Consider the following 20,691-nt stretch of genomic DNA (forward strand, 5'->3'; position numbering starts at 1 on the left):
GGTTTCCGGGGATGTTCCGCGGGGGCGCGACGGCCGTGTCCCCCACATGCCGTACGAAACCGTAACCGATTCACCCCATCGGCCGTTCCAGGTCAAAGCCCCCGCGCCGACCGACGACCCATGGATGTCCCTTGCCCAGGTTCAGTGTCATTGTCCCCGTGTACAAGGTCCAGGCGTATCTCTCGGAGTGCCTGGACTCGGTGCTCTCGCAATCGTGGCCCGATCTGGAACTGATCGCGGTGGACGACTGCTCACCGGACGCCTGCGGAGCGATCATCGACGAGTACGCGGCTCGTGACGCGCGCGTGCGGCCCGTGCACCTGGCCGAGAACCAGGGGCTCGGCCGGGCCCGGAACGCGGGGATGGCCGAGGCGAGCGGCGACTACCTGGTCTTCCTCGACAGCGATGACACGCTCACCCCGGACGCGCTCACGGCCGTGGCCGACCGGATCAAGGAGTCCGGCGAGCCCGACGTTTTGGTGTACGACTACGCGCGCACGTACTGGGACGGCCGCCAGGTGCGCAACCAACTCGCCGCCCAGCTCGCCGAGCAGGGCCCGGCGGCGTTCCGCCTGGAGGACCGGCCGGGGCTGCTCGGCGTGCTGATGGTGGCCTGGAACAAGGCCTACCGGCGGGAGTTCGTCCAGGAGCACGGCTTCGCCTTCCCGCCGGGCTACTACGAGGACACCCCCTGGACCTTCCCGGTGCTGATGACGGCGGGTTCGATCGCCACGCTGAACCGGGTGTGCGTGCACTACCGGCAGCGCCGGCAGGGCAGCATCCTCGGCACCACCAGCCACAAGCACTTCGATCTGTTCGAGCAGTACGACCGGGTGTTCGCCTATGTCGAGGAGCATCCCGAACTGGCCCGGTGGCGGCCGGAGTTGTTCCGCCGCATGGTCGACCACTGCGCGACGGTGTTCACCAAGCGGGGCCGGCTGCCGCGCGGCAGCCACGCCGAGTTCCTGCGCCGGGCCCGCGCCCACTGCCGCCGCCATCACGTCCCGGGGGCCCGGCTGCGGTTGCGGCACGCCCTGGTCCGCTTCGGCCTGCACCGCACGTTCCGGGCGCTGCAACTGGCCTCGGCCGTGCGCCGGCGCGCGCTGAAGTCGGTGGTGAAGCTGGCGCGCGCCGTGCGCGCCGGGGCGCTGCGGCTGCACTACCGGATCCAGTTGCGGCTGCCCGTGCGCGCCGATCGGGCGGTGTTCACCTCCGGATCGGGCCGCGGGCACAGCGGCGATCCGGGCGCCCTGGAGGAGGCGTTCCGCAGCCTCGCCCCGCACATCCGCACCGCGTGGATCACCCGCCCCGAGCACCAGCACTCGGTCCCGCCCGGCCCGCACCGGCTGCGGCCCGGCACCGCCGCCTACTGGACGGCGCTGGCCCGCTCCAAGTACCTGGTCACCGACGACCTGCTGGACCGGCACCTGCGCAAGCGGCGCGGGCAGACGGTGATCCAGACCCGGCAGGGCACCCCGCTCAAGCACATGGGCCTGGACCTGCAGGAGCGACCGGCGGCGGCCCGTGACACCGACTTCGCGGAGCTGCTGCGCGGTGTCGACCAGTGGGACCTCGTCCTGTCCGGCAACCGGCATTCCACGCTCGTCTGGGAGCGGGTCTTCCCGGGCCGCTACACCACGCTGGAGTACGGCGCCCCGCGCAACGACCTCTTCCAGCGGGCGACCTCCGCGGACGTGGCCCGGCTGCGCGGACTGCTGGGCATCCCCGAGGACGCGGTCGCGATCCTGTACGCGCCGACGTTCCGCGATCATGTGCGCACCCAGCACCCGCTGCTGGACCTGGAGCGGATCGCGCGCCGCCTCGGCCCGCGCTTCGTGATCCTGGCCCGCTCCCACCCCGTGCACGGCGGCCCGCTCGGCAGCGGCACCCGGGTCATCGACGTGAGCGACCACCCGAGTGTCGCGTCCCTCTGCCTGGCCTCGGACGCCCTCGTCACCGACTACTCGTCGATCATGTTCGACTACATCAACCTGGACCGGCCGATCGTGGTGCACACCGGCGACTGGCAGGCGTACCGGGCGGCCCGGGGGACCTACTTCGACCTGCGCTCCTTCCCGCCGGGCGCGGTCGCGCGCACCGAGGACGAGCTGATCGACATCTTCGCGACCGGCCATTGGCGCGGCTCCCGCTCGGCCCAGCTGCGGGCGGCGTTCCGGGAGCGGTTCTGCCCGTACGACGACGGACGCGCCGCCGAACGGGTCGTACGGCATGTGGTGCTCGGCGAGCACGGGCTGCCGTCGGTGGTGCCGCTCGAGGAGCGCAATCCGGCGCCGTCGGCCTGCGCACGCACCCCGCTGGCCACCGTGCCGCAACCTTCCGGCTCCCTCCCCGTCACCGAGAGGCGTTGAACAGCGTTGATCTCTCCGGGAGTTCCCCTGCTCCTCGGCTCGACGCGGCCCACCCCGAGCCGGCCGTCCACCTGGCGTCCGGCGGGACGGCCAGGCCGCGTGCCCGGCCGGGTTCGTGAGACGACAGAAAGAACAGAATGCCCCGCTTCAGCATCATCGTCCCGTCCCACGGGGTCGCCGCCCGGCTGTCCCAGGCGCTGGACTCGGTTCTCGGCCAGTCCTTCGGCGATCTGCAGCTGATCCCGGTCTGCGACGCCCCCGACTCCGCGGCCGGCGCCGTGGCCGCCGGTCACGCGGAGCGGGACTGCCGGGTGACCCCGGTCGACTCACCGCCGTCCGCCGGTCCGAGCGGGGCGCGCAACGCCGGGATGCGGGCGGCGACCGGCGCGTACGTGCTGTTCCTCGACGGCGACGACCTGCTGCTGCCGGGCGCGCTCGCGGCGCTCGACGCCCGGCTGACCGAGACCGGCGGCGTGGACGTGCTCCACGTCGAGCACGAGCGCGCCCCCTGGTGGGAGGGTGAGCCGACCAATCCGGCCGCCGCCCTGCTGGCCCAGGCCCCCGAGGGCGGCTTCGCCCCGGCCGAGCTGCCGGAGCTGACCGGCGTACGGCTGCCGGCGTGGAGCGCGGTCTACCGCCGGTCCTTCCTCGTCGAGCAGGAACTGACCTTCCCCGACAGCCACTTCACCGACCTGGGCTGGGGCGGGCTGACCACGATCGCGGCCGGGCGGATCGCGGTGCTGCGCCGGGTCGTCGTACGGCACCGGCTGCGCCGGCAGGGCAGTCGGCTGAATCTGCCGGGGCCGCACCAGCACGCCCTGCTCGACCAGGTGGACCTGGTGCTGACCCGGGCCGCCGAGCGCGCGCTGCCCGCCGCGCGGGTCCGGCCGCTGTTCGAGCAGCTGTTCAGCCAGGTGCTGAAGACGGCGTCCCGGCCGGAGCGGCTGCCGTCCGGGCACCGGGCGTTCTTCCGCCGCGCGACCCTCCTCTACCGGCGCCACCGGCCGGCCGGCCACCGACCGCCCGGCGGCAGCCTGGGGGTGCAGCACCGGCTGCTGGCGAGCGGCGCGTACACCGCCTTCCGCGCGCTGCGCGGCGCCTACCGGGTGACCACCAGGGCCACCGGGTGGCTGCCGCGCCCGCGCATGCTGCGCACCCGGCTGCGCTACGCCCTCGACCTGCGCCGCCCGCTCGATCCCGACCTCGCGGTGTACTGCGCCTACTGGGGCCGCGGTTACGCCTGCAATCCGGCCGCGATCCACGCCAAGGCCCGCGAACTCGCCCCGCACATCCGCTCGGTGTTCCTGGTCGAGGCCGACCAGGCGCACGCGATGCCGAAGGACGTGGACTACGCGGTGATCGGCTCCCGCCGCTACTGGGAGGTGCTGGCCCGCGCGACGTACCTGGTCAACAACGCCAACTTCGCCGAGGGGGTCGTCAAGCGGCCCGGCAGCGTGCACTTGCAGACCCAGCACGGAACACCGCTGAAGACGATGGGCGTGGACCAGTCGACGTATCCGGTGGTGGCCGCCCGGTCGGGCAGCTTCACCAGGCTGCTGGGCCGGGTCGACCGCTGGGACTTCAACCTCTCCGCCAACCGGCACTCCACCCAGGTGTGGGAGCGCGCCTTCCCCGGCGCGTACGAGCATCTGGAGTACGGCTATCCGCGCAACGACGTCTACTCCACGGCGACCGGCGAGGACGTGGCGCGCATCCGGCGCGAACTGGGTGTCCCGGAGGGCATGACGGCCGTGCTGTACGCGCCGACCCACCGCGACCACCACACCGGATTCGAACCCGGCCTGGATCTGGAGGCGTTCTGCGCGGCGGCCGGCGACGACGTGGTGGTGCTGCTGCGGGCCCACTACTTCTACGACCGGGGCCGCGCGCAGGGATCCGACCGCGTCATCGACGTCACCGCGCACCGCTCCTCGGAGGACGTGTGCCTGGCCGCCGACGCGCTGGTCACCGACTACTCGTCGATCATGTTCGACTACGCCAACCTGGACCGCCCGATCGTCGTGTACGCCGACGACTGGGACGTCTACCGCGAGACACGGGGCGTCTACTTCGATCTGCCGGCCGAGCCGCCCGGCCTGGTGGCGCGCACCCCCGAGCAGTTGGCCGCCGTCTTCCGGGACGGCTCGTACGCGGGTGCGCGGGCCGCGGCGTTCAGGGCCGCGTTCCGGGAGCGGTTCTGCGAGTTCGACGACGGGCGGGCGGCCGAGCGGGTCGTACGGCGGGTGCTGCTCGGCGAGCCGCCGAAGGCGCTGCCGCCGGTGATCCCGCTCGCCGAGCGCGTCCCCGCCCCGGCCGCCGCGACCCTCGTGAGGAGCTGACCCGCCGTGCCCCGCTTCAGTCTCATCGTGCCCTGTTTCAAGGTGCAGGGCTTTCTGCGCGAGTGCCTGGACTCGGTGCTGACGCAGTCCTTCGGCGACTTCGAGCTGATCGCCGTGGACGACCGCTCCCCGGACGGCTGCGGCGCGATCCTCGACGAGTACGCCGCACGCGACCCGCGGGTGCAGGTGCTGCACCTGCCGGAGAACGTGGGCCTCGGCCGGGCCCGCAACGCCGGGCTGGCGCACGCCACCGGCGACTACCTGCTCTTCCTGGACAGCGACGACACCCTCACCCCGGGCGCGCTGCGGGCCGTCGCCGACCGGCTGGCCGAGACCCTGGACCCGGACGTGCTGGTCTTCGACTACGCGCGCACCTACTGGTGGGGCGGCACCCGGCGCAACGTCCTGGCCGAGGTGCTCACCGAGGCCGGTCCGGACACCTTCACCGCCGAGGAGTACCCGCGCGTCCTGGACCTGCTGATGGTGGTGTGGAACAAGGTCTACCGGCGGGAGTTCGTCCGGTCGGAGGGCTTCTCCTTCCCGCCCGGCTACTACGAGGACACCCCCTGGACCTTCCCGGTCGTGCTCAGTGCCCGGCGGATCGCCGCGCTGGACCGGATCTGTCTGAACTACCGGCAGCGCCGGCAGGGCAACATCCTGTCCACGACCAGCCGCAAGCACTTCGACATCCACGACCAGTACGAGCGGGTCTTCGCCTTCGTGGCCCAGCGCGAGGAGCTGTGGGGCTGGCGGCCGTATCTGCACCGCAAGATGGGCGAGCACTGCCTGGACGTCCTGGCGAAGCCGGACCGGCTGCCGCCCGCCGACAGGGCCGAGTTCTTCCGGCGTACGGCGGCGATGTTCCGTGCGCACAAACCGGAGGACGCCCTGGTCGACGGCGAGGTCGGCGCGCTGGAGGGCTCCTGGACGGGGTACCGGATCCGGCGGCAGGCGGCGCGGGCCGGGCGGGAGGCGGTACGCCGGGCCGAACTGGTCCGCGGCGCGGCCGCCGCGCGGGCCCGCTCCGGCTGGGCGTCCCTGCACGCGCACCGCCCCCTGGACGCGCAGCTCGTCGTCTACTCGGCGTCCTCGCACCGGGGCGTGCTCGGAGACCCGGCGGCCGTCTACGCGAAGGCCCGGGAGATCGCCCCGCGGCTGCGCGGGGTGTGGGTGGTGCGGGACGCGGAGACCGCCGCGCGACTGCCGCCGGACGTGGAGCACGTGATCGTGGGCTCCCGGCGCTGTCTGGAGGTCACCGCGCGGGCGAAGTTCTTCGTGAACGACGTCAACTGGCCCGGCACGCTGGCCAAGCGGCCCGGCAGCGTGCACATCCACACCCATCAGGGCACCCCGCTGAAGTACCTGGGCGCCGATCTGCTGGACAAGCCGGGCGCCCGGCTCGGCCTCGACGTGCCGCAGATGCTGCGCCGGGCCGACCGCTGGGACTACAGCCTGGTCGCGAACCGCCACGCCGAGCTGGTCTGGGAGCGGGCCTACCCCTGCCACTTCACCTCGCTGCGCACCGGCAGCCCGCGCAACGACGTGCTGGTGAACGGCGGCCCGAGCGGCGCCGGCGACTCCGGCGACTCCGGCGGCTTCCGCGAGCGGTACGGCATCCCGGCCGGGCACACGGTCGTGCTGTACGCGCCGACCCGCCGGGACTACCGCCGCGGCGGGCACGTGGACCGCATCGACCTCGCCCGGTTCGCGGCCGACCTGGGCGAGGGCCACACCCTCGTGGTCCGGCTGCATCCGTCGCTGGCGAACGGTCCGGCGCGCGGGATGGGCCTCGGGGAGCTGGCCCGACGCGGGATCGTGGTCGACGCCACCGACGAGCCGCACCCGGCGGACGTACTGCTCGCGACGGACGTCCTGGTCACCGACTACTCGTCGGTCATGTTCGACTACGCCAACCTGGACCGGCCGATCGTGGTGCACGCCGACGACTGGCCCGCGTACACCGCGAGCCGGGGCGCCTACGTCGACATCACCGCCGAGCCGCCGGGCCATGTCGCGCACTCCTACCGGGAGCTGGCCTGGCTGTTCGCCTCGGGATCCTGGCGCGACGAGGAGTCGGCGCAGCTGCGGGCGGGCTTCCGGGCCCGGTACTGCGAGTTCGACGACGGCCGGGCCGCCGAGCGGGTCGTACGGACGCTGCTGCTGGGCGAGCCGATGCAGGAGGCGAGCGCGGTACGGATCCCCGGGCAGGCGGCGGGGCGCGACACCCTGACGTCGGCGTAGGAGGCGCGGGCGGCCCAGGAGGCGTACCGCGGACGCACGCGCCCGGGTGCCGGTCCCCGTCGACGGGGACCGGCACCCGGGCGGGCAGCTCGGACGACTACTCGATGACGAGGTCGACGTCGATGTTGCCGCGGGTGGCGTTGGAGTAGGGGCAGACCTGGTGGGCGGTCTCGACCAGCTTGCGGCCGGTCTCCTCGTCCACGGTGTCGGGCAGCTCGACGCGCAGCGTCACCTTCAGCCCGAAGCCCTCGCCCTGCTTGCCGATGCCGACCTCGGCGGTCACCGCCGCGTCGCTGACGTCGACCTTCGCCTGCCGGCCGACGAGGCCGAGGGCGCTGCCGAAGCAGGCCGCGTAACCGGCGGCGAAGAGCTGCTCGGGGTTGGTGCCCTGACCGTTGCCACCCAGCTCCACCGGCGGAGCCAGCTGCAGGTCGATCTTGCCGTCGGAGGAGACGGCACGGCCGTCCCGGCCGTGGGTGGCGGTGGCGACTGCGGTGTAGAGCGCTTCCATGGCGACCCGTCCTTCTCGATCTTCTCGATGCGGTGTCCGTTGCGAGCACAAGTAGAGCACACAATTCAGTTGCGCACAACTAAATGGGTCGCAAGAGCTACCCTGGATCCATGACCGCCTCGCCCGCCTCCCCCGCCGAGACCGACTGGCTCCACCTGGACCGCCAGATCTGCTTCTCCCTGCACGCCGCGTCCCGCGCCTTCAACGGCGTCTACCGCGTGATCCTCAAGGACCTCGGGCTCACCTACCCGCAGTACCTGGTCATGCTGGTGCTGTGGGAACAGGGCGACCTGCCCGTCAAGAAGCTCGGCGAGCATCTGCGACTCGACTCCGGGACGCTGTCCCCGCTGGTCAAACGGCTGGAGGGGGCCGGCCTGGTGCGCCGCGAGCGCAGCGCGCAGGACGAGCGCTCGGTGCGGGTCATGCTCACCGAGGAGGGCGACGCGCTGCGCGAGCGGGCCCTTCAGGTGCCGCGCCGCATCATGCGCGCGACCGGCTTCGACCTGGGCGAGATCGCCGACCTGCGCGAACGCCTCGACCAGCTCACGACCGCGCTGGACGCGGCGGCACTGGCGGAAGCGGAGCGCGAGGCGGGCTGACCGCCACGGGCAGGGGATTGCGGACGTACAGCCGTACGGCCGTCCCGTTGCGCAGGGTCTCCTCCTGCCCGGTGAAGTCCCGCCGCAGGACGGCGAGTTTGGCCTCCTCGACGGGGGTGCGCGGGATCCAGCGCCCGGCGGCCAGATCGTGGTCCGCCACGACCCACACCCGGTCCAGCCGCGCCAGCCTGCGCCGCACCTCGCCCGGCCCGGCCTCCCGCCCGTACAGGGTCCCCGACCGGGCGGCCCCCTCCACGAGCACCACGTCCCGCAGCCCCCGGAACGCCCGCGGATAGGTGAGGGCCGCGTTGCGCGCGTCGGCCGGCAGGAACACCACGGGGTCCCCCGGCCCCGACTCCCGCGCCACCACCCGGGAAACGGCCCCCAGGTCATCGGGCCGGGCACCGGGGTCGCGGTCGGCGCGCAGGAGGGGGAGCTGCTGGAGGAAGGCGAGCGCGACGGCCAGGACACCGGCGAGGGTGAGCAGCGGGGGGCGCGGAGGGGAGGGCAGCCGGGCGTGCCTGTCCCGCACGCCGTCGTACAGCCGCCGCACCGCGCGCGCCAGCCGCCCGGCCCCCGCGGCCACCAGCAACGGCGCCCCGCCGAGCGCGTACAGCACATACCGGTCCACGTACAGCGGCGACACCTGGGACGCCAGCATCAGCACCGCAGGGGGGACCACCGTCAACGGCAACGCCACACCCGCAAGGGTGACTTCGCCCCGCCGCCCCACGACCCCCGCCAACCCGATCAGGGCAAGCACGAGGCACACCCCGAACACCCCGTCCGCAGGTCCGAGAAACGCCCGCAGCAGCCCTTGCGCCGTGTCCGCCGTGGGCGTGCGCAGCCACGCCACCTGCGCCGACTGCCGCCGCGAGACGCACACCATCGGCAGCAGCGAGAGCACGACCCCGCCCGCCGCGCACGCCCAGCCCCGCCACACCCGCGCCCCGGCCCGGGCCAGCGCCAGCGACCCCGCGTGGGCGCACAGCAGCAGCACCGCGAACTCGTGCAGCCAGCAGGTGAGGCCGAGGACCGCGCCGTACGGCCACCAGCCGCCCCGCGAGCCGTCCTGCGCCGCCCGGACGAACAGCAGCGTCGCGCCGGTGGCCCCGGCGGCCACCAGGGCGTACGAGCGGCCCTCCTGCGCGTAGTGACCGGCCATCGGCGCGACGGCGTAGAGCAGCCCGGCCCACAGTCCGACACGCGGCCGGACCAGCCGGGTGCCGAGCGCCGCCACCAGTGCCGCCGTCAGCGCCGCCGCGCACACCGACGGCAGCCGTAAGACGACCTCGCCGGGGTGGACGGCGAGGACGGCGTGCATGAGGAGGTAGTACAGACCGTGCACGGCGTCCACGTCGTGCAGCAGCAGCCAGATCTGCGGCACCGTACGCCGCCCGGCCTGGAAGCTGACGGCCTCGTCGCGCCACATCCCGCCCCGGTCGAGCCCCCAGAGCCCGACCGCCAGCATCACCAGCGCGGGCACGCCCACGGCGACCCGGCGGCGTATCCGGGCCCGCCGGCCCTGCGGTACGTGCGCCGCCCCACCGGCCGGCCCGGCGGCTGTCGCGGCAGCCGACCGGCGCGACTGCGGTTTCAGAGGAAGCCCGACGTTCACCACGGCCCGATCTTTTACGATTAACCAACCTTTTAACTACCATGACGGCGTATCGGAAGGGATACACCATCCGCGCGGCTTAGGCTCCCATGCGATGAACCGTCCCCGTGCCACCTCCGGTCCGGTCCACGCCCTCGCCGCCCTCTGGCTCACCACGCGTGGCCTCATGCTGTGGCTGCTCGTCCACGACAGCGCCCCGCTGCTGGGCGGGGGTTCGGTGACACGTGAGGTGTGGCGGCTGTACTTCCATTGGTACGGCGTCCTCGTGCACGGCTCCTTCCCGGCGCACGACACCCTGTGGCAGTACCCGCCGGGCGCCGGCGCGGTCCTGGTGGCCCCGGGCCTGCTGCCCTGGTGGACGTATTTCCAGGCGTTCGTGGTTCTCACGCTGGCCATGGACGCACTGGTCACGGTGGCGCTGACCCGCGCGGGCACGCGCCCCGGGCGCAGCCTGCTCGGCGCGGCCGTGTGGACCGGCGGCCTGCCGCTGCTGCTCCATCTCCCGCTCGCCCGGTACGACATCCAGGTCACCGCCCTGGCCGTGCTCTCCCTGCTGGCGCTCGGCCGCTCCCCGCGCGCGGGCGGCGTGCTCGCGGCGCTGGGCGCCCTGGTGAAGGTGTGGCCGGCGCTCGTGCTGCTGGGCACGCCCCGGGGCCGGGCGACCCGCGGGGCGTGGGGGTGGGCGGCGGGCGCCGGGGCCGTCACGCTCGGCGTCTTCGCCGTGGCGTTCGAGCATCCGCTGTCCTTCGTGCGGGAACAGGGCGGGCGCGGCGTGCAGATCGAGTCGCTCGGCGGTACCGCGCTGAACCTGGCGCGGCACGCGGGCTGGTCGGGCCGGGCGCGCTACCAGTACGGGGCCGTCGAGATGGTCGGCCCGCACGTGCACGCCGTCGCCGCCGCCTCCCTGGCGCTGACCGCGATCTGCCTGGCGCTGCTGGTGCTGTGGCGGGTGCGGGCCCGGCACTGGACCGAGGCGACGCCGTTCGACGCGGCTCTGTGCGCGGTGCTGCTGTTCACGGTCACCAGCCGGGTGATCAGCCCGCAGTACATGATCTGGCTGGTCGGTCTCGCCGCCGTCTGCCTGACCTCGCGGCACACGAGCCAGCGGCCGGTCGCGGCGCTCGTCCTGGCGGCGACCGCGCTGAGCACCCTGGTGTTCCCGATGCGCTACGGCGACGTGATCGACGGCACCTGGACCGGCTGTGTCCTGATGCTCGCCCGCAACGGGATCCTGGCGGCCGCCGCCGTGCTGTCGTTCGTACGGCTGTGGCGGGCGGCGCGTCCGGTTGGAAAGAGCGTGCAAACAACGGAACCCCGACCCGGTTCCGGCCGTCTTCCGGATCGAGCTCTGACTCTCTCTTAACAGCCTATTACCGACCGTTCTTAACGGCGTATTACCGAGTATTTCTACGCTCCCGGCCTGTGGACCCGATGCGACGACCAGAACCGTCCGACACCCCCGACACAGCACGCACCGCCGACACGGCAGGCCCGGCCAGGACGGCAGGCGGCGCCGAGTCGGCGCGCGCGGCGCAGGTGGGTGTCGTCGTCATCGGCTACAACGACCGCGCCCACGTGGCCGACGCCGTGCGCTCGGCGCTGGCCCAGGGGCCCGCGGTCGCCGAGGTCGTCGCCGTGGACGACTGCTCCACGGACGGCAGCGCCGAGCTGTTGGAGCGGCTGGCCGCCGCGGAGCCCCGGCTGCGCGTCGTGCGCCTGGACGAGAACAGCGGCGGCTGCGGCAGCCCGCGCAACGCCGGGACCGACGCGCTGACGACGCCGTACGTGATGTTCCTGGACAGCGACGACGTGCTGCCGCCCGGTGCGGTGGACGCGCTGCTGGCGGCGGCCACGGGGGCGCGCGCCGAGGTCGCGAGCGGGCTGTGCGTGCGCCGGGAGCTGCCGTCGGGACGCGAACAGCCCTGGCAGGAGCCGCTCTACACGGCGCACAGCGTCCTCGCGCGCCCCACCCAGCGCCCGCGCCTCGTCCACGACACGCTGTGCGTCAACAAGCTGTACCGCACCGACTTCCTGCGTGAGCACGGCATCCGCTTCCCCGAGGGCCGCTTCCTCTACGAGGACATCGTCTTCACCGCGCGCGTGCTGGCCGCCGGCCCGCGCCTCGCGCTCGTGCCGGACCGCGTGTACGTGTGGCATGTGCGCCGGTCCGCCGAGCAGTTGTCGCTCTCGCTGGACCGGGAGCACATCGACAACTGGAAGGCGCGCGTGGAGGCGTGCACGCTGGCGTACGACATTCTGCTGGGCGCCGGGCAGAAGGAGCTGGCCCGGGCGGTGCGGGCCAAGTTCCTCGACCACGAGGTGCGCATGTACACGCGCGAGCTGGGGTTGCGCGACGCGCACTACCGGCGCGCGTGGTGGGCGCACACCCGGGAGTACCTCGCGCGCTACGACGCCGCCGACTGGGAGCTGAACCCGAGCGCTCCGGGCCGGCTGGTCGCACGGGTGGTCCTGGAGTCGCCCGAGCCCCGCGATCTGCCCCGGCTGCGCGAACTGGCCGCGCGCCCGGCACGCCTCCTGCCGCCCTACGCCCGCACCCCCGACGGTGTCCCCGTCTGGTCCGACGACCTCACCCAGATCACCCTCACGCCGTTCCTGACCCGCCCGGTCTCCGTCCTCCCGCTCGCCGTCGACGCGGAACTGCAGCCACGCGCGCGTGGCGCGCACCTGCTGCTGCGGCTGCACGAGCTGTACGGCAGGGTGGCCGAGGCGGACCCGCGCGAGGTGGAGGTGACGTGGCACTCCCGGTCCGACGACCGCGTGCGCGGGCGCGCGACGGTTCCGCTCACGGAGGCGGGGGCGTCCGGCTGGTCGGCCGAGCTGCCCGTCGACCTGGCCGCGCTCGGCGCGGGCACCTGGGACCTGCGGCTGTCCGTGCGCTTCGCGGACGGCGCGCAGCGGGACGTCACGGCGCACGCCCTGACCGGCGCCGGCCGACTGCGCCGTCGCGCCGTCGCGAGCGCCCGGTACGGCGTCCTCCTGGTGCAGCCGTACGCCACGCACTCCGGCACGCTCGCCGTGCGTGTGGCGACCGGCGTGCGCGGGGTCGTGCAGGTGGCGCGCGGTAGGCTCCGCCGCCTGTTTCACTGAGAGAGCCTCCCCCTTTCACTGTCACACGGGGGCCAACCGAGGAGGAGACGGCCACATATGACCTGGCTGATCACCGGCGGTGCCGGATACATCGGCGCACACGTCGTACGGGCGATGACCGAGGCGGGCGAGCGCACGGTCGTCTACGACGACCTGTCCACGGGCGTCGCCGACCGCGTACCGGCGGAGGTGCCGCTGGTGCGGGGCTCCGTCCTGGACGCGGAGCGGCTGGCCCGCGCGCTCGCCGAGCACGAGATCAGCGGGGTCGTGCACCTGGCGGCGAAGAAGCAGGTGGGCGAGTCGGTGGAGCGCCCGCTGCACTACTACCGGGAGAACGTGGAGGGCCTGCGGGTCCTGCTGGAAGCGGTCACGGCGGCCGAGGTCCCGTCCTTCCTCTTCTCCTCCTCGGCGGCGGTCTACGGCATGCCGGACGTCGACCTGGTGACGGAGGAGACGCCGTGCGTCCCGATGTCCCCCTACGGCGAGACGAAGCTGGCCGGCGAATGGCTGGCCCGCGCGACGGGCAGGGCGACCGGCCTGTCGACCGCGTCGCTGCGCTACTTCAACGTGGCCGGCGCGGCGAGCCCGGAACTCGCCGACACGGGCGTGTTCAACCTGATCCCGATGGTCTTCGAGAAGCTCACCGAGGGCGCGTCGCCGCGCATCTTCGGCGACGACTACCCGACGCCGGACGGCACCTGTGTCCGCGACTACATCCATGTGGTCGACCTGGCCGAGGCCCATGTGGCCGTCGCCCGCGCCCTGGCCTCCTCCCCCGGGACCGACCTGACCCTCAACATCGGCCGCGGCGAGGGCGTGTCCGTCCGCGAGATGATCGACCGCATCAACGCGGTCACCGGCTACGACCGTCCGCCGGCCGTCACCCCGCGCCGCCCCGGAGACCCCGCGCGCGTCGTGGCCTCGGCCGACCGCATCGCCACCGAACTGGGCTGGCAGGCCAAGTACGACGTCCAGGACATGATCACCTCGGCCTGGGAGGGCTGGGTGCGCCACCACCCGGAGGCCGCGCGCGCGTAGCCCGCACCGACCGGCGGGCCGGAATCCCGGGAACACGCGCTCGGCGCCGCCCTCGACCCGTCGAGGAGCGTCCCAGGGCTTCCGGCCGCGGACCGGCACCTGGCCCCTCGCGCCCACGCGGCGCAGCGGCCGTCGCTACGGCCCCGCGCCCTCACAGGGCCGCGGGGCCGCCGCCTGCGGGGCTCACAGCGCCTTCAGCGCGCCCGCCGTGGCCCGGGCCAGTTTCTCCAGGTAGCCCTTCGGCAGCTTCGGGGACCGGATGACCACCGCGCGCCAGTACAGCGGGCCGGAGATCAGATCGAGCGCGAGGTCGGGATCCACGCCCGCCCGCACCTCGCCCCGCTGCTCCGCCGCCGCCACGATCTTGCTGGCCACGCCCTCCTGACCGTCCCGCAGGGCCTTCTGGAAAGCGTCGGCGATGTCGGGATTGCGGGCCGCCTCCGCCTGCAGGTCGGGGATGATCTGCGAGGCGACCGGGTGGCGCAGGGCGCGGGACGTGACCTCGTAGAGCAGGCGCAGATCGCCCTCCAGGGAGCCCGTGTCGGGGACCGGCAGGCCCAGCACCGCCATCGCCGAGACGACGTCCAGGACGAGGTGCAGTTTCGAACGCCAGCGCCGGTACACCGCGGTCTTGCCGACGCCCGCCCGCCGCGCGATGCCCTCGATGGACATCCGGGCGTAGCCGACCGCCGCGAGTTCCTCGAAGACCGCCGCCCGGATGGCCTCGGTCACATCCTCCCGGAGTACGGCGGCCCCGGCGGGGGTCCGGCGCGGGCGCGTCGGCGGCTCGTCGGCGTTCGTGGTCATGACTCACAGCATAGGCCGTGACGACGAAACGGTTGCGTTCCGACGTCGATTGGTTCTACGCTCGCGTTGCGACGATACGGTCCCGTTCCGACGTAAGAGAACGTGAAGAGAAGCGTAAGGAAACGCGCGAAGCGAAGGAAGCGTCGAACGAGGACCACCGACGCGCCCGGCCCCCGGCCAGGCGCGGCACCCCCTCCCCCCGAGCGAAAGCAGCGGATGTGAGCCAGGTCCTCGACACACCGCCCCCCACCCAGGCCCCGGCCGACGACGATCTCGCGGCACTGGCCGCCCGCCACGGCCTGACGGTCAGCGGTGCCCGCCCCACCCTGCGGGAGTACGTCCGCCAGCTGTGGGCCCGGCGCCACTTCATCACCGCCTTCGCCACCGCCAAGCTCACCGCGCAGTACAGCCAGGCGAAGCTCGGCCAGGTCTGGCAGGTCATGAACCCGCTGCTGAACGCGGCGGTCTACTACTTCATCTTCGGTGTGCTGCTGGGTACCAGCCACGGAGTGCCGGACTACATCCCGTTCCTGGTCACCGGCGTGTTCGTCTGGACGTTCACGCAGAGTTCGATCATGGCCGGCACCCGCGCGATCTCCGGCAACCTGGGCCTGGTCCGCGCCCTGCACTTCCCGCGCGCCTCGCTGCCGATCTCCTTCTGCCTCCAGCAGCTCCAGCAGCTGCTGTTCTCGATGACCGCGCTGGTCGTGATCATCCTGTCCTTCGGCCTCCCGGTCACCCCCCGCTGGCTGCTCGCGATCCCCGCGCTGATCCTGCAGTCCCTGTTCAACGCGGGCGTGTCGATGATCATGGCCCGGTGGGGCGCCAAGACCCCGGACATCGCCCAGCTGATGCCGTTCGTGCTGCGCACCTGGATGTACGTGTCTGGCGTGATGTGGAGCATCAGCAAGCTCACGAAGAAGGACCACCTGCCGCACATCGTCACGGTGCTGCTGGAGACCAACCCGGCCGCGGTCTACATCGACCTCATGCGGTACGCGCTGATCAACAGCTTCCACGGCAAGCAGCTGCCCCCGCACGTGTGGGCGGCGGCCACCGGCTGGGCCCTGGTAGCCGGCATCGGCGGTTTCATCTACTTCTGGAAGGCTGAGGAGACGTACGGCCGTGGCTGAGCAGACCCCCACCGAGTTCTCCCTCGACAAGATCCCCACCGTCGTCTGCGACGACGTCGACATCGTCTACCGGGTCAACGGCACCGGCGCCGGCCGTGGCACCGCCACCGCCGCCCTCAACCGCATGCTCCGCCGCAAGCAGGCCGAGAAGGCCGCCGGCGTGCGCCGGGTCCACGCGGTGAAGAAGGTGTCGTTCATCGCCTACAAGGGCGAGGCGATCGGCCTCATCGGCACCAACGGCTCCGGCAAGTCCACGCTGCTCAAGGCCGTCGCCGGCCTGCTGCCGGTGGAGAACGGCCACATCTACACCAACGGCCAGCCCTCTTTGCTGGGCGTCAACGCGGCCCTGATGAACGACCTCACCGGCGAGCGCAACGTACACCTCGGCGGTCTCGCCATGGGCATGTCCCGCGAGCAGGTCAAGGAGCGCTACGAGGACATCGTCGAGTTCTCCGGGATCAACGAGAAGGGCGACTTCATCACCCTTCCGATGCGCACGTACTCCTCCGGCATGGCCGCCCGGCTGCGCTTCTCCATCGCCGCCGCCAAGGACCACGACGTGCTGCTGATCGACGAGGCCCTGGCCACCGGCGACCGCAAGTTCCAGATGCGCTCCGAGGACCGGATCCGCGAACTGCGCGAGAAGGCGGGCACGGTCTTCCTGGTCAGCCACAACAACAAGTCCATCCGCGACACCTGCGAACGGGTGCTGTGGCTGGAGCGCGGCGAACTGCGCATGGACGGGCCGACCGAGGACGTCATGAAGGAGTACGAGGCCTTCACCGGCGACAGGAGCGACAAGAAGGCCGGCGCCGGCAAGGCAGCCTGACCGAGCCGGAAGGTAAGAAGGTGACGTATAAGTTGCCGGGAGGGAAACCGCAGGCCGCGGAATTCCGTCCTCCTTCTTGAGCTGTCCCTTACCCTGCGTGCGGTCATCCCTTTCATCCGCTTAGTGACAGTATGTTATGAAGAATCCTCAAGCCGACGAGCCGAAGGAGTCCACTGCGATGCCCCAACTCAGCGTCATCGTCTACGGACCGAACGCACAGGGGCATCTGACAGAGCTGTTGGACTCCCTGGAGGCCCATCCGCTGTCCGACGCCGAGGTGATCGTCGCGGCGGTCGGCGAATGGGCGCGGGAGGCCGCCGAGGGCCACGCCCCCGAGACGGTCGTCGTACCGCTGCCGGAGGGCACCGGTGACGCGGCGGCCCGGTCCGCCGGCGCCGCCCGCGCCACCGGTCGCTGGCTGCACTTCGTGCACGCCAAGGACAGCCTCCCGGCCGGCGCCCCCCGGCTGATCGCCGAGCGGACGGCCGAACTCGACGCCGCGGACGCCCACGCCACCGCCGGGGCCGCGGGCGCCGCCGTGGACGTCCTCCTCCTCGACCACGTCGCCACCACCTGGCAGACCGCCGCCACCCCCTCCCGCGACGGGCGCCTGCTCGCCGCCGTCGGCCGCGAGGGCCTGACCCTGGACGCGGCGGCCGACCTGCTGCGCCTCACCCCGCTGCTCGGCAACCGCGCACTGCGCGTCGGCTTCTGGCGGGCGCACGAGGAGCAGCTCACCACCGACGACGAACCGCAAGCCGCCCAGGCCGCCCTGCTGCACGCCGGCCGCGTCGCCTGCCTGAACCAGGTGGCGTACGAGCACCGCGAGCTGCGCCCCGAGAGCCTGCCGCCGCGCGCCCCCGAGGACCGCTTCGCGCTGATCGAGCGCCACGAGACGCTGCTCGCGCCGGTCAAGGACCGCCGCGCCGCCCGCGCGGTGCTGTACGACCTGATGATGCGCGACCTCGTGCGCACCTTCGCCGGTGAGAACCTGCCCGACGCGGTGGCCCGCGAGTTCTTCCGCCGGGCCTCGCTCGCCGCGGTCCGCTGGCGCCCCGAGAACCACGAGCGTCCCGCGGGCGTGGAGGGCGTGCGGCACGCCCTGCTGGAAGAGGGCGCGTACACGAAGTACCGCGCGTTCCAGGCCGCCAACCGCACCCGCCGCGCCGCCAAGAAGGCCGTACGCACCCGTAAGAAGCAGGTCGGCGCCAAGCTCCGCGACCAGCAGTACCACCGCGCCCTGAGCCGCCCGGTCGACCCGAACCTGGCCGTGTTCGACGCCTACTGGGAGCGCGGGGTGGCCTGCAACCCGGCCGCGATCGCCGCCAAGCTCGCCGAACTCGCCCCGCACATCCACCAGGTGTGGACGGTGTCGAAGCAGAACGCGGCCCTGCTGCCGCCCGGCACCGACCATGTCGTCCCCGGCACCCGCCGCTACTGGGAGACCCTGGCGACCGCCAAATACCTGACGAGCAACGTCAACTTCCCCAACGCGGTGGTCAAACGCCCCGACGCGATCCACCTCCAGACCCACCACGGCACCCCGCTCAAGCGGATGGGCCTGGACCAGATGGAACACCCGGCCGCCGCCAAGGGCCTGGACTTCGCCGCTCTGCTGGCCCGTATCGACAAGTGGGACTACAGCGTCAGCGCCAACAGCCACTCGACCCGTATGTGGGAACGCGCCTACCCGGCCCGCTACACCTCGCTGGACCACGGCTATCCGCGCAACGACGTCTTCTACACGAGCGACGCCGAGACCGTCCGCGCGGCCCGCGCCCGCCTCGGCATCGCCCCCGGTAAGACGGCCGTCCTGTACGCGCCGACGCACCGCGACTACGAGGCCGGCTTCACCCCGCGCCTGGACCTCGCCGAACTCACCGACCGGCTCGGCGAGGACACGGTCCTGCTGGTCCGCGCCCACTACTTCTACGGCGGCGCGGCCTCCCCGCTGAGCGGACTGCGCCGCTCCGGCCGGATCATCGACGTCTCCTCCTACGACCCCGTCGAGGAGCTGTGCCTGGCCGCCGACGCGCTGGTCACCGACTACTCGTCGATCATGTTCGACTACGCCAACCTCGACCGCCCGATCGTCGTCTACGCCGACGACTGGGAGACCTATCGCACCACCCGGGGCGTCTACTTCGACCTGATGGCCGAACACCCCGGCCAGGTCGCCCGCACCCAGGAGGAGCTGACCGAGATCTTCGCCTCCGGCGCCTGGCGCGACGAGAGCGCGGCCAAGGCACGGGCCGCCTTCCGGCGCCGGTTCTGCGAGTTCGACGACGGACGCGCGGCCGAGCGGGTCGTACGACGGGTGTTCCTGGGCGAGCCGGAGGATTCACTGCCACCGGTGATCCCGATCGAGGAACGCACCCCCGCCCCGACCCCCGAGGAGGCCACGGCATGACGACCCCCGACGTGACGGTGACGGTCATCGTCTACAACGACGCGGCCCGCCTCCCCCGCGCGGTCGCCTCGCTGCGCGCACAGACGCACGCGAACATCGAGATCATCATCAGCGACGACCACTCGACCGACGACACACCGGCGGTGGCACGCCGGCTGGAGGCGCAGGACGAGCGCATCCGCTATCTCCGCCTCCCGGAGAACAGCGGCGGCTGCAGCGCCCCGCGCAACCGGGCCGTCGAGATCGCCCGGGCGCCGTATCTGATGTTCCTCGACAGCGACGACGAACTCCCGCCGCGCGCGGTCGAGTCACTGCTCGCCGCGCACCGCGAGCGCGAGGTGGACTTCACCATGGGCGCGGTACGGCGAGTGCGGGTGGACAACGGCCGGCGCACGACGTGGATGCCGCATCTGGTGTCCGAGCGCCGCACGGTGGAGGGCATCGAGGCCGACCCGCGGCTGCTCTTCGAGCACCTGTCGACGAGCAAGATGTACGCCCGCTCCTTCCTGGACCGGCATCAGCTGCGGTTCCCGGAAGGCATCCACTACGAGGACCAGCTGTTCTCGGCCCAGGCGTACTGCCTGGCCAAGGCGTTCACGATCATCCCGGACCCGGTGTACGTCTGGTACATCGACCCGTTCGCGGCCGCCTCCGCGGCATCCATCTCCAACCAGCGGCACAAGGTCACGAACGTCCGCGACCGGGTCCACGTCCAGCGCCTGATCGACGACTTCCTGGTGGAGAGCGGGCACGCGGGGCTGCGCGAGGACAAGGACTACAAGTTCCTCAAGCACGACTTCCGGATGTACGCCGGCGACCTGCCCTACCGCGACGAGGACTGGCTGCGGGCGTTCGCCGAGATCATGAACCCCTATCTGGAGACGCTCGCCCCCGGCGCGTACGCCCGGCTGCCGCGCCCGGAGCGGGTGGTCCTGGAGCTGCTGCGGACGGGCCGCCTGGAAGACGCGCAGCTCGCGGCGCGCGGGATCGGGAACGGGGTGGCGCCGAGGCAGGTCACGGCCGACGCGTCCGGTGTCCCGTACTGGGGCGACAGCGTGCCGTCCACCGAGCGCGCCCGCCGCGAACTGGACCTGTCCGACCTGGAGTTGGACACGCGCCCGTTCCCGAGCGCGCAGTTCCGCCACGAGATCACGGAACTGACGCCGGGCCCCGGCGCCACCCTCACCCTGGCGATCCGCACCTACGACCCGGGGCTGCGCCTGCCGGTCGGCCCGCAGCGTGCCGCCCTGCTCCTGTCGCCCGGAACCCGCCGCATGACGGTCCCCTTCCGGCTGAACCCGATCCGCCCCGGCGTCTTCGAGGGCGAGGTCCACCTGGACCTCACCACCGGCTCGCTCCCCCTCCAGGGCTTCGCGGGCGTACGCCACCCGCTGATCCGTCTCCAGCAGCAGGGCCTGTCCAACTCCGGGCTCCTGCTGGCGCCCCTGTCCTTCCACACCCTGACGACCCGCATCGACTACCGCTCCGGCGCGGCCCCGCACGAGGTCACCATAGAGCCGGAAGGCCGCAACCCCGGCCGACTGCAGCTCTCCTGGCGACCGGTGGGAGTCACGGCCCGTGTGGTCCGCCCGGTGGTACGCCGAGTCGCCCGCCCCCGCATCCGCAAGGCGGCGAAGCTGCTCTCCAGCGTGCTCCGGTAGGACGCCGACCGGAGCCGCGCCGCCACCG

Annotated in this window: 14 protein-coding genes; 11 read left to right on the plus strand and 3 right to left on the minus strand. The window is 72.6% G+C overall.

Going from position 1 to position 20,691, the window contains the following annotated elements; genetic code table 11:
* Positions 1 to 131: 131 nt before the first annotated feature.
* From AQI95_RS31785 to AQI95_RS31795, 3 genes are all read left to right on the plus strand, one after another.
* A complete protein-coding gene (locus AQI95_RS31785) occupies positions 132 to 2,369 on the plus strand; it encodes a bifunctional glycosyltransferase/CDP-glycerol:glycerophosphate glycerophosphotransferase (protein WP_067131723.1) in 2,238 nt (745 codons plus the stop codon).
* Between the two features lie 137 nt (positions 2,370 to 2,506).
* Positions 2,507 to 4,708, plus strand: a complete 2,202-nt coding sequence (locus tag AQI95_RS31790) for a bifunctional glycosyltransferase/CDP-glycerol:glycerophosphate glycerophosphotransferase (protein WP_067131726.1) — start codon at positions 2,507 to 2,509, stop codon at positions 4,706 to 4,708.
* 6 nt (positions 4,709 to 4,714) lie between these two features.
* The gene (locus tag AQI95_RS31795) at positions 4,715 to 6,949 is read left to right on the plus strand and encodes a bifunctional glycosyltransferase/CDP-glycerol:glycerophosphate glycerophosphotransferase (RefSeq protein WP_067131729.1); all 2,235 of its coding nucleotides are present in this window, start codon (positions 4,715 to 4,717) and stop codon (positions 6,947 to 6,949) included.
* 97 nt (positions 6,950 to 7,046) lie between these two features.
* Here AQI95_RS31795 and AQI95_RS31800 read toward each other — a convergent pair whose 3' ends face one another.
* Positions 7,047 to 7,460 carry an organic hydroperoxide resistance protein gene (locus AQI95_RS31800; protein ID WP_067131732.1) on the minus strand — a complete coding sequence of 138 codons (414 nt, stop codon included), beginning with the start codon at positions 7,458 to 7,460 and terminating at the stop codon, positions 7,047 to 7,049.
* A gap of 110 nt (positions 7,461 to 7,570) precedes the next feature.
* Between AQI95_RS31800 and AQI95_RS31805 the strand changes: the two genes are divergently transcribed.
* Positions 7,571 to 8,059 carry a MarR family winged helix-turn-helix transcriptional regulator gene (locus AQI95_RS31805; RefSeq protein ID WP_067131735.1) on the plus strand — a complete coding sequence of 163 codons (489 nt, stop codon included), beginning with the start codon at positions 7,571 to 7,573 and terminating at the stop codon, positions 8,057 to 8,059.
* Here AQI95_RS31805 and AQI95_RS31810 read toward each other — a convergent pair.
* Positions 8,004 to 9,530, minus strand: a complete 1,527-nt coding sequence (locus AQI95_RS31810) for a glycosyltransferase family 39 protein (RefSeq protein WP_208614319.1) — start codon at positions 9,528 to 9,530, stop codon at positions 8,004 to 8,006. The two genes, AQI95_RS31805 and AQI95_RS31810, sit on opposite strands and share 56 nt — an antisense overlap.
* 241 nt (positions 9,531 to 9,771) lie before the next feature.
* On the opposite strand from AQI95_RS31810, the gene AQI95_RS31815 reads away from it, so the two are divergent.
* The 3 genes from AQI95_RS31815 (at position 9,772) to galE (ending at position 13,823) form a co-directional block, all read left to right on the plus strand.
* Positions 9,772 to 11,040 carry a glycosyltransferase family 87 protein gene (locus AQI95_RS31815; RefSeq protein ID WP_067131741.1) on the plus strand — a complete coding sequence of 423 codons (1,269 nt, stop codon included), beginning with the start codon at positions 9,772 to 9,774 and terminating at the stop codon, positions 11,038 to 11,040.
* 68 nt (positions 11,041 to 11,108) lie between these two features.
* A complete protein-coding gene (locus AQI95_RS31820; protein ID WP_079071577.1) occupies positions 11,109 to 12,785 on the plus strand; it encodes a glycosyltransferase in 1,677 nt (558 codons plus the stop codon).
* A gap of 57 nt (positions 12,786 to 12,842) precedes the next feature.
* The gene (gene galE, locus AQI95_RS31825) at positions 12,843 to 13,823 is read left to right on the plus strand and encodes a UDP-glucose 4-epimerase GalE (RefSeq protein ID WP_067131748.1); all 981 of its coding nucleotides are present in this window, start codon (positions 12,843 to 12,845) and stop codon (positions 13,821 to 13,823) included.
* Between the two features lie 183 nt (positions 13,824 to 14,006).
* On the opposite strand, the gene AQI95_RS31830 is transcribed toward galE, so the two are convergent.
* Positions 14,007 to 14,630, minus strand: a complete 624-nt coding sequence (locus AQI95_RS31830) for a TetR/AcrR family transcriptional regulator (protein ID WP_067131751.1) — start codon at positions 14,628 to 14,630, stop codon at positions 14,007 to 14,009.
* A 218-nt stretch (positions 14,631 to 14,848) separates the two neighbouring features.
* Here AQI95_RS31830 and AQI95_RS31835 point away from each other — a divergent pair, with 218 nt between their 5' ends.
* The 4 genes from AQI95_RS31835 (at position 14,849) to AQI95_RS31850 (ending at position 20,663) form a co-directional block, all read left to right on the plus strand.
* Positions 14,849 to 15,763 carry an ABC transporter permease gene (locus AQI95_RS31835; protein ID WP_067131754.1) on the plus strand — a complete coding sequence of 305 codons (915 nt, stop codon included), beginning with the start codon at positions 14,849 to 14,851 and terminating at the stop codon, positions 15,761 to 15,763.
* The gene (locus tag AQI95_RS31840; protein WP_067131757.1) at positions 15,756 to 16,592 is read left to right on the plus strand and encodes an ABC transporter ATP-binding protein; all 837 of its coding nucleotides are present in this window, start codon (positions 15,756 to 15,758) and stop codon (positions 16,590 to 16,592) included. The genes AQI95_RS31835 and AQI95_RS31840 overlap by 8 nt, the downstream gene beginning before the upstream one ends.
* A 178-nt stretch (positions 16,593 to 16,770) precedes the next feature.
* Positions 16,771 to 19,002, plus strand: a complete 2,232-nt coding sequence (locus AQI95_RS31845; protein ID WP_067131759.1) for a bifunctional glycosyltransferase/CDP-glycerol:glycerophosphate glycerophosphotransferase — start codon at positions 16,771 to 16,773, stop codon at positions 19,000 to 19,002.
* Complete coding sequence (locus AQI95_RS31850) at positions 18,999 to 20,663, plus strand: glycosyltransferase family 2 protein (RefSeq protein ID WP_067131764.1); 1,665 nt, start codon at positions 18,999 to 19,001, stop codon at positions 20,661 to 20,663. The genes AQI95_RS31845 and AQI95_RS31850 overlap by 4 nt, the downstream gene beginning before the upstream one ends.
* The last annotated feature ends 28 nt before the right edge of the window (positions 20,664 to 20,691 follow it).

It is taken from the genome of Streptomyces yokosukanensis (genome assembly GCF_001514035.1).
Lineage (GTDB): Bacteria > Actinomycetota > Actinomycetes > Streptomycetales > Streptomycetaceae > Streptomyces > Streptomyces yokosukanensis.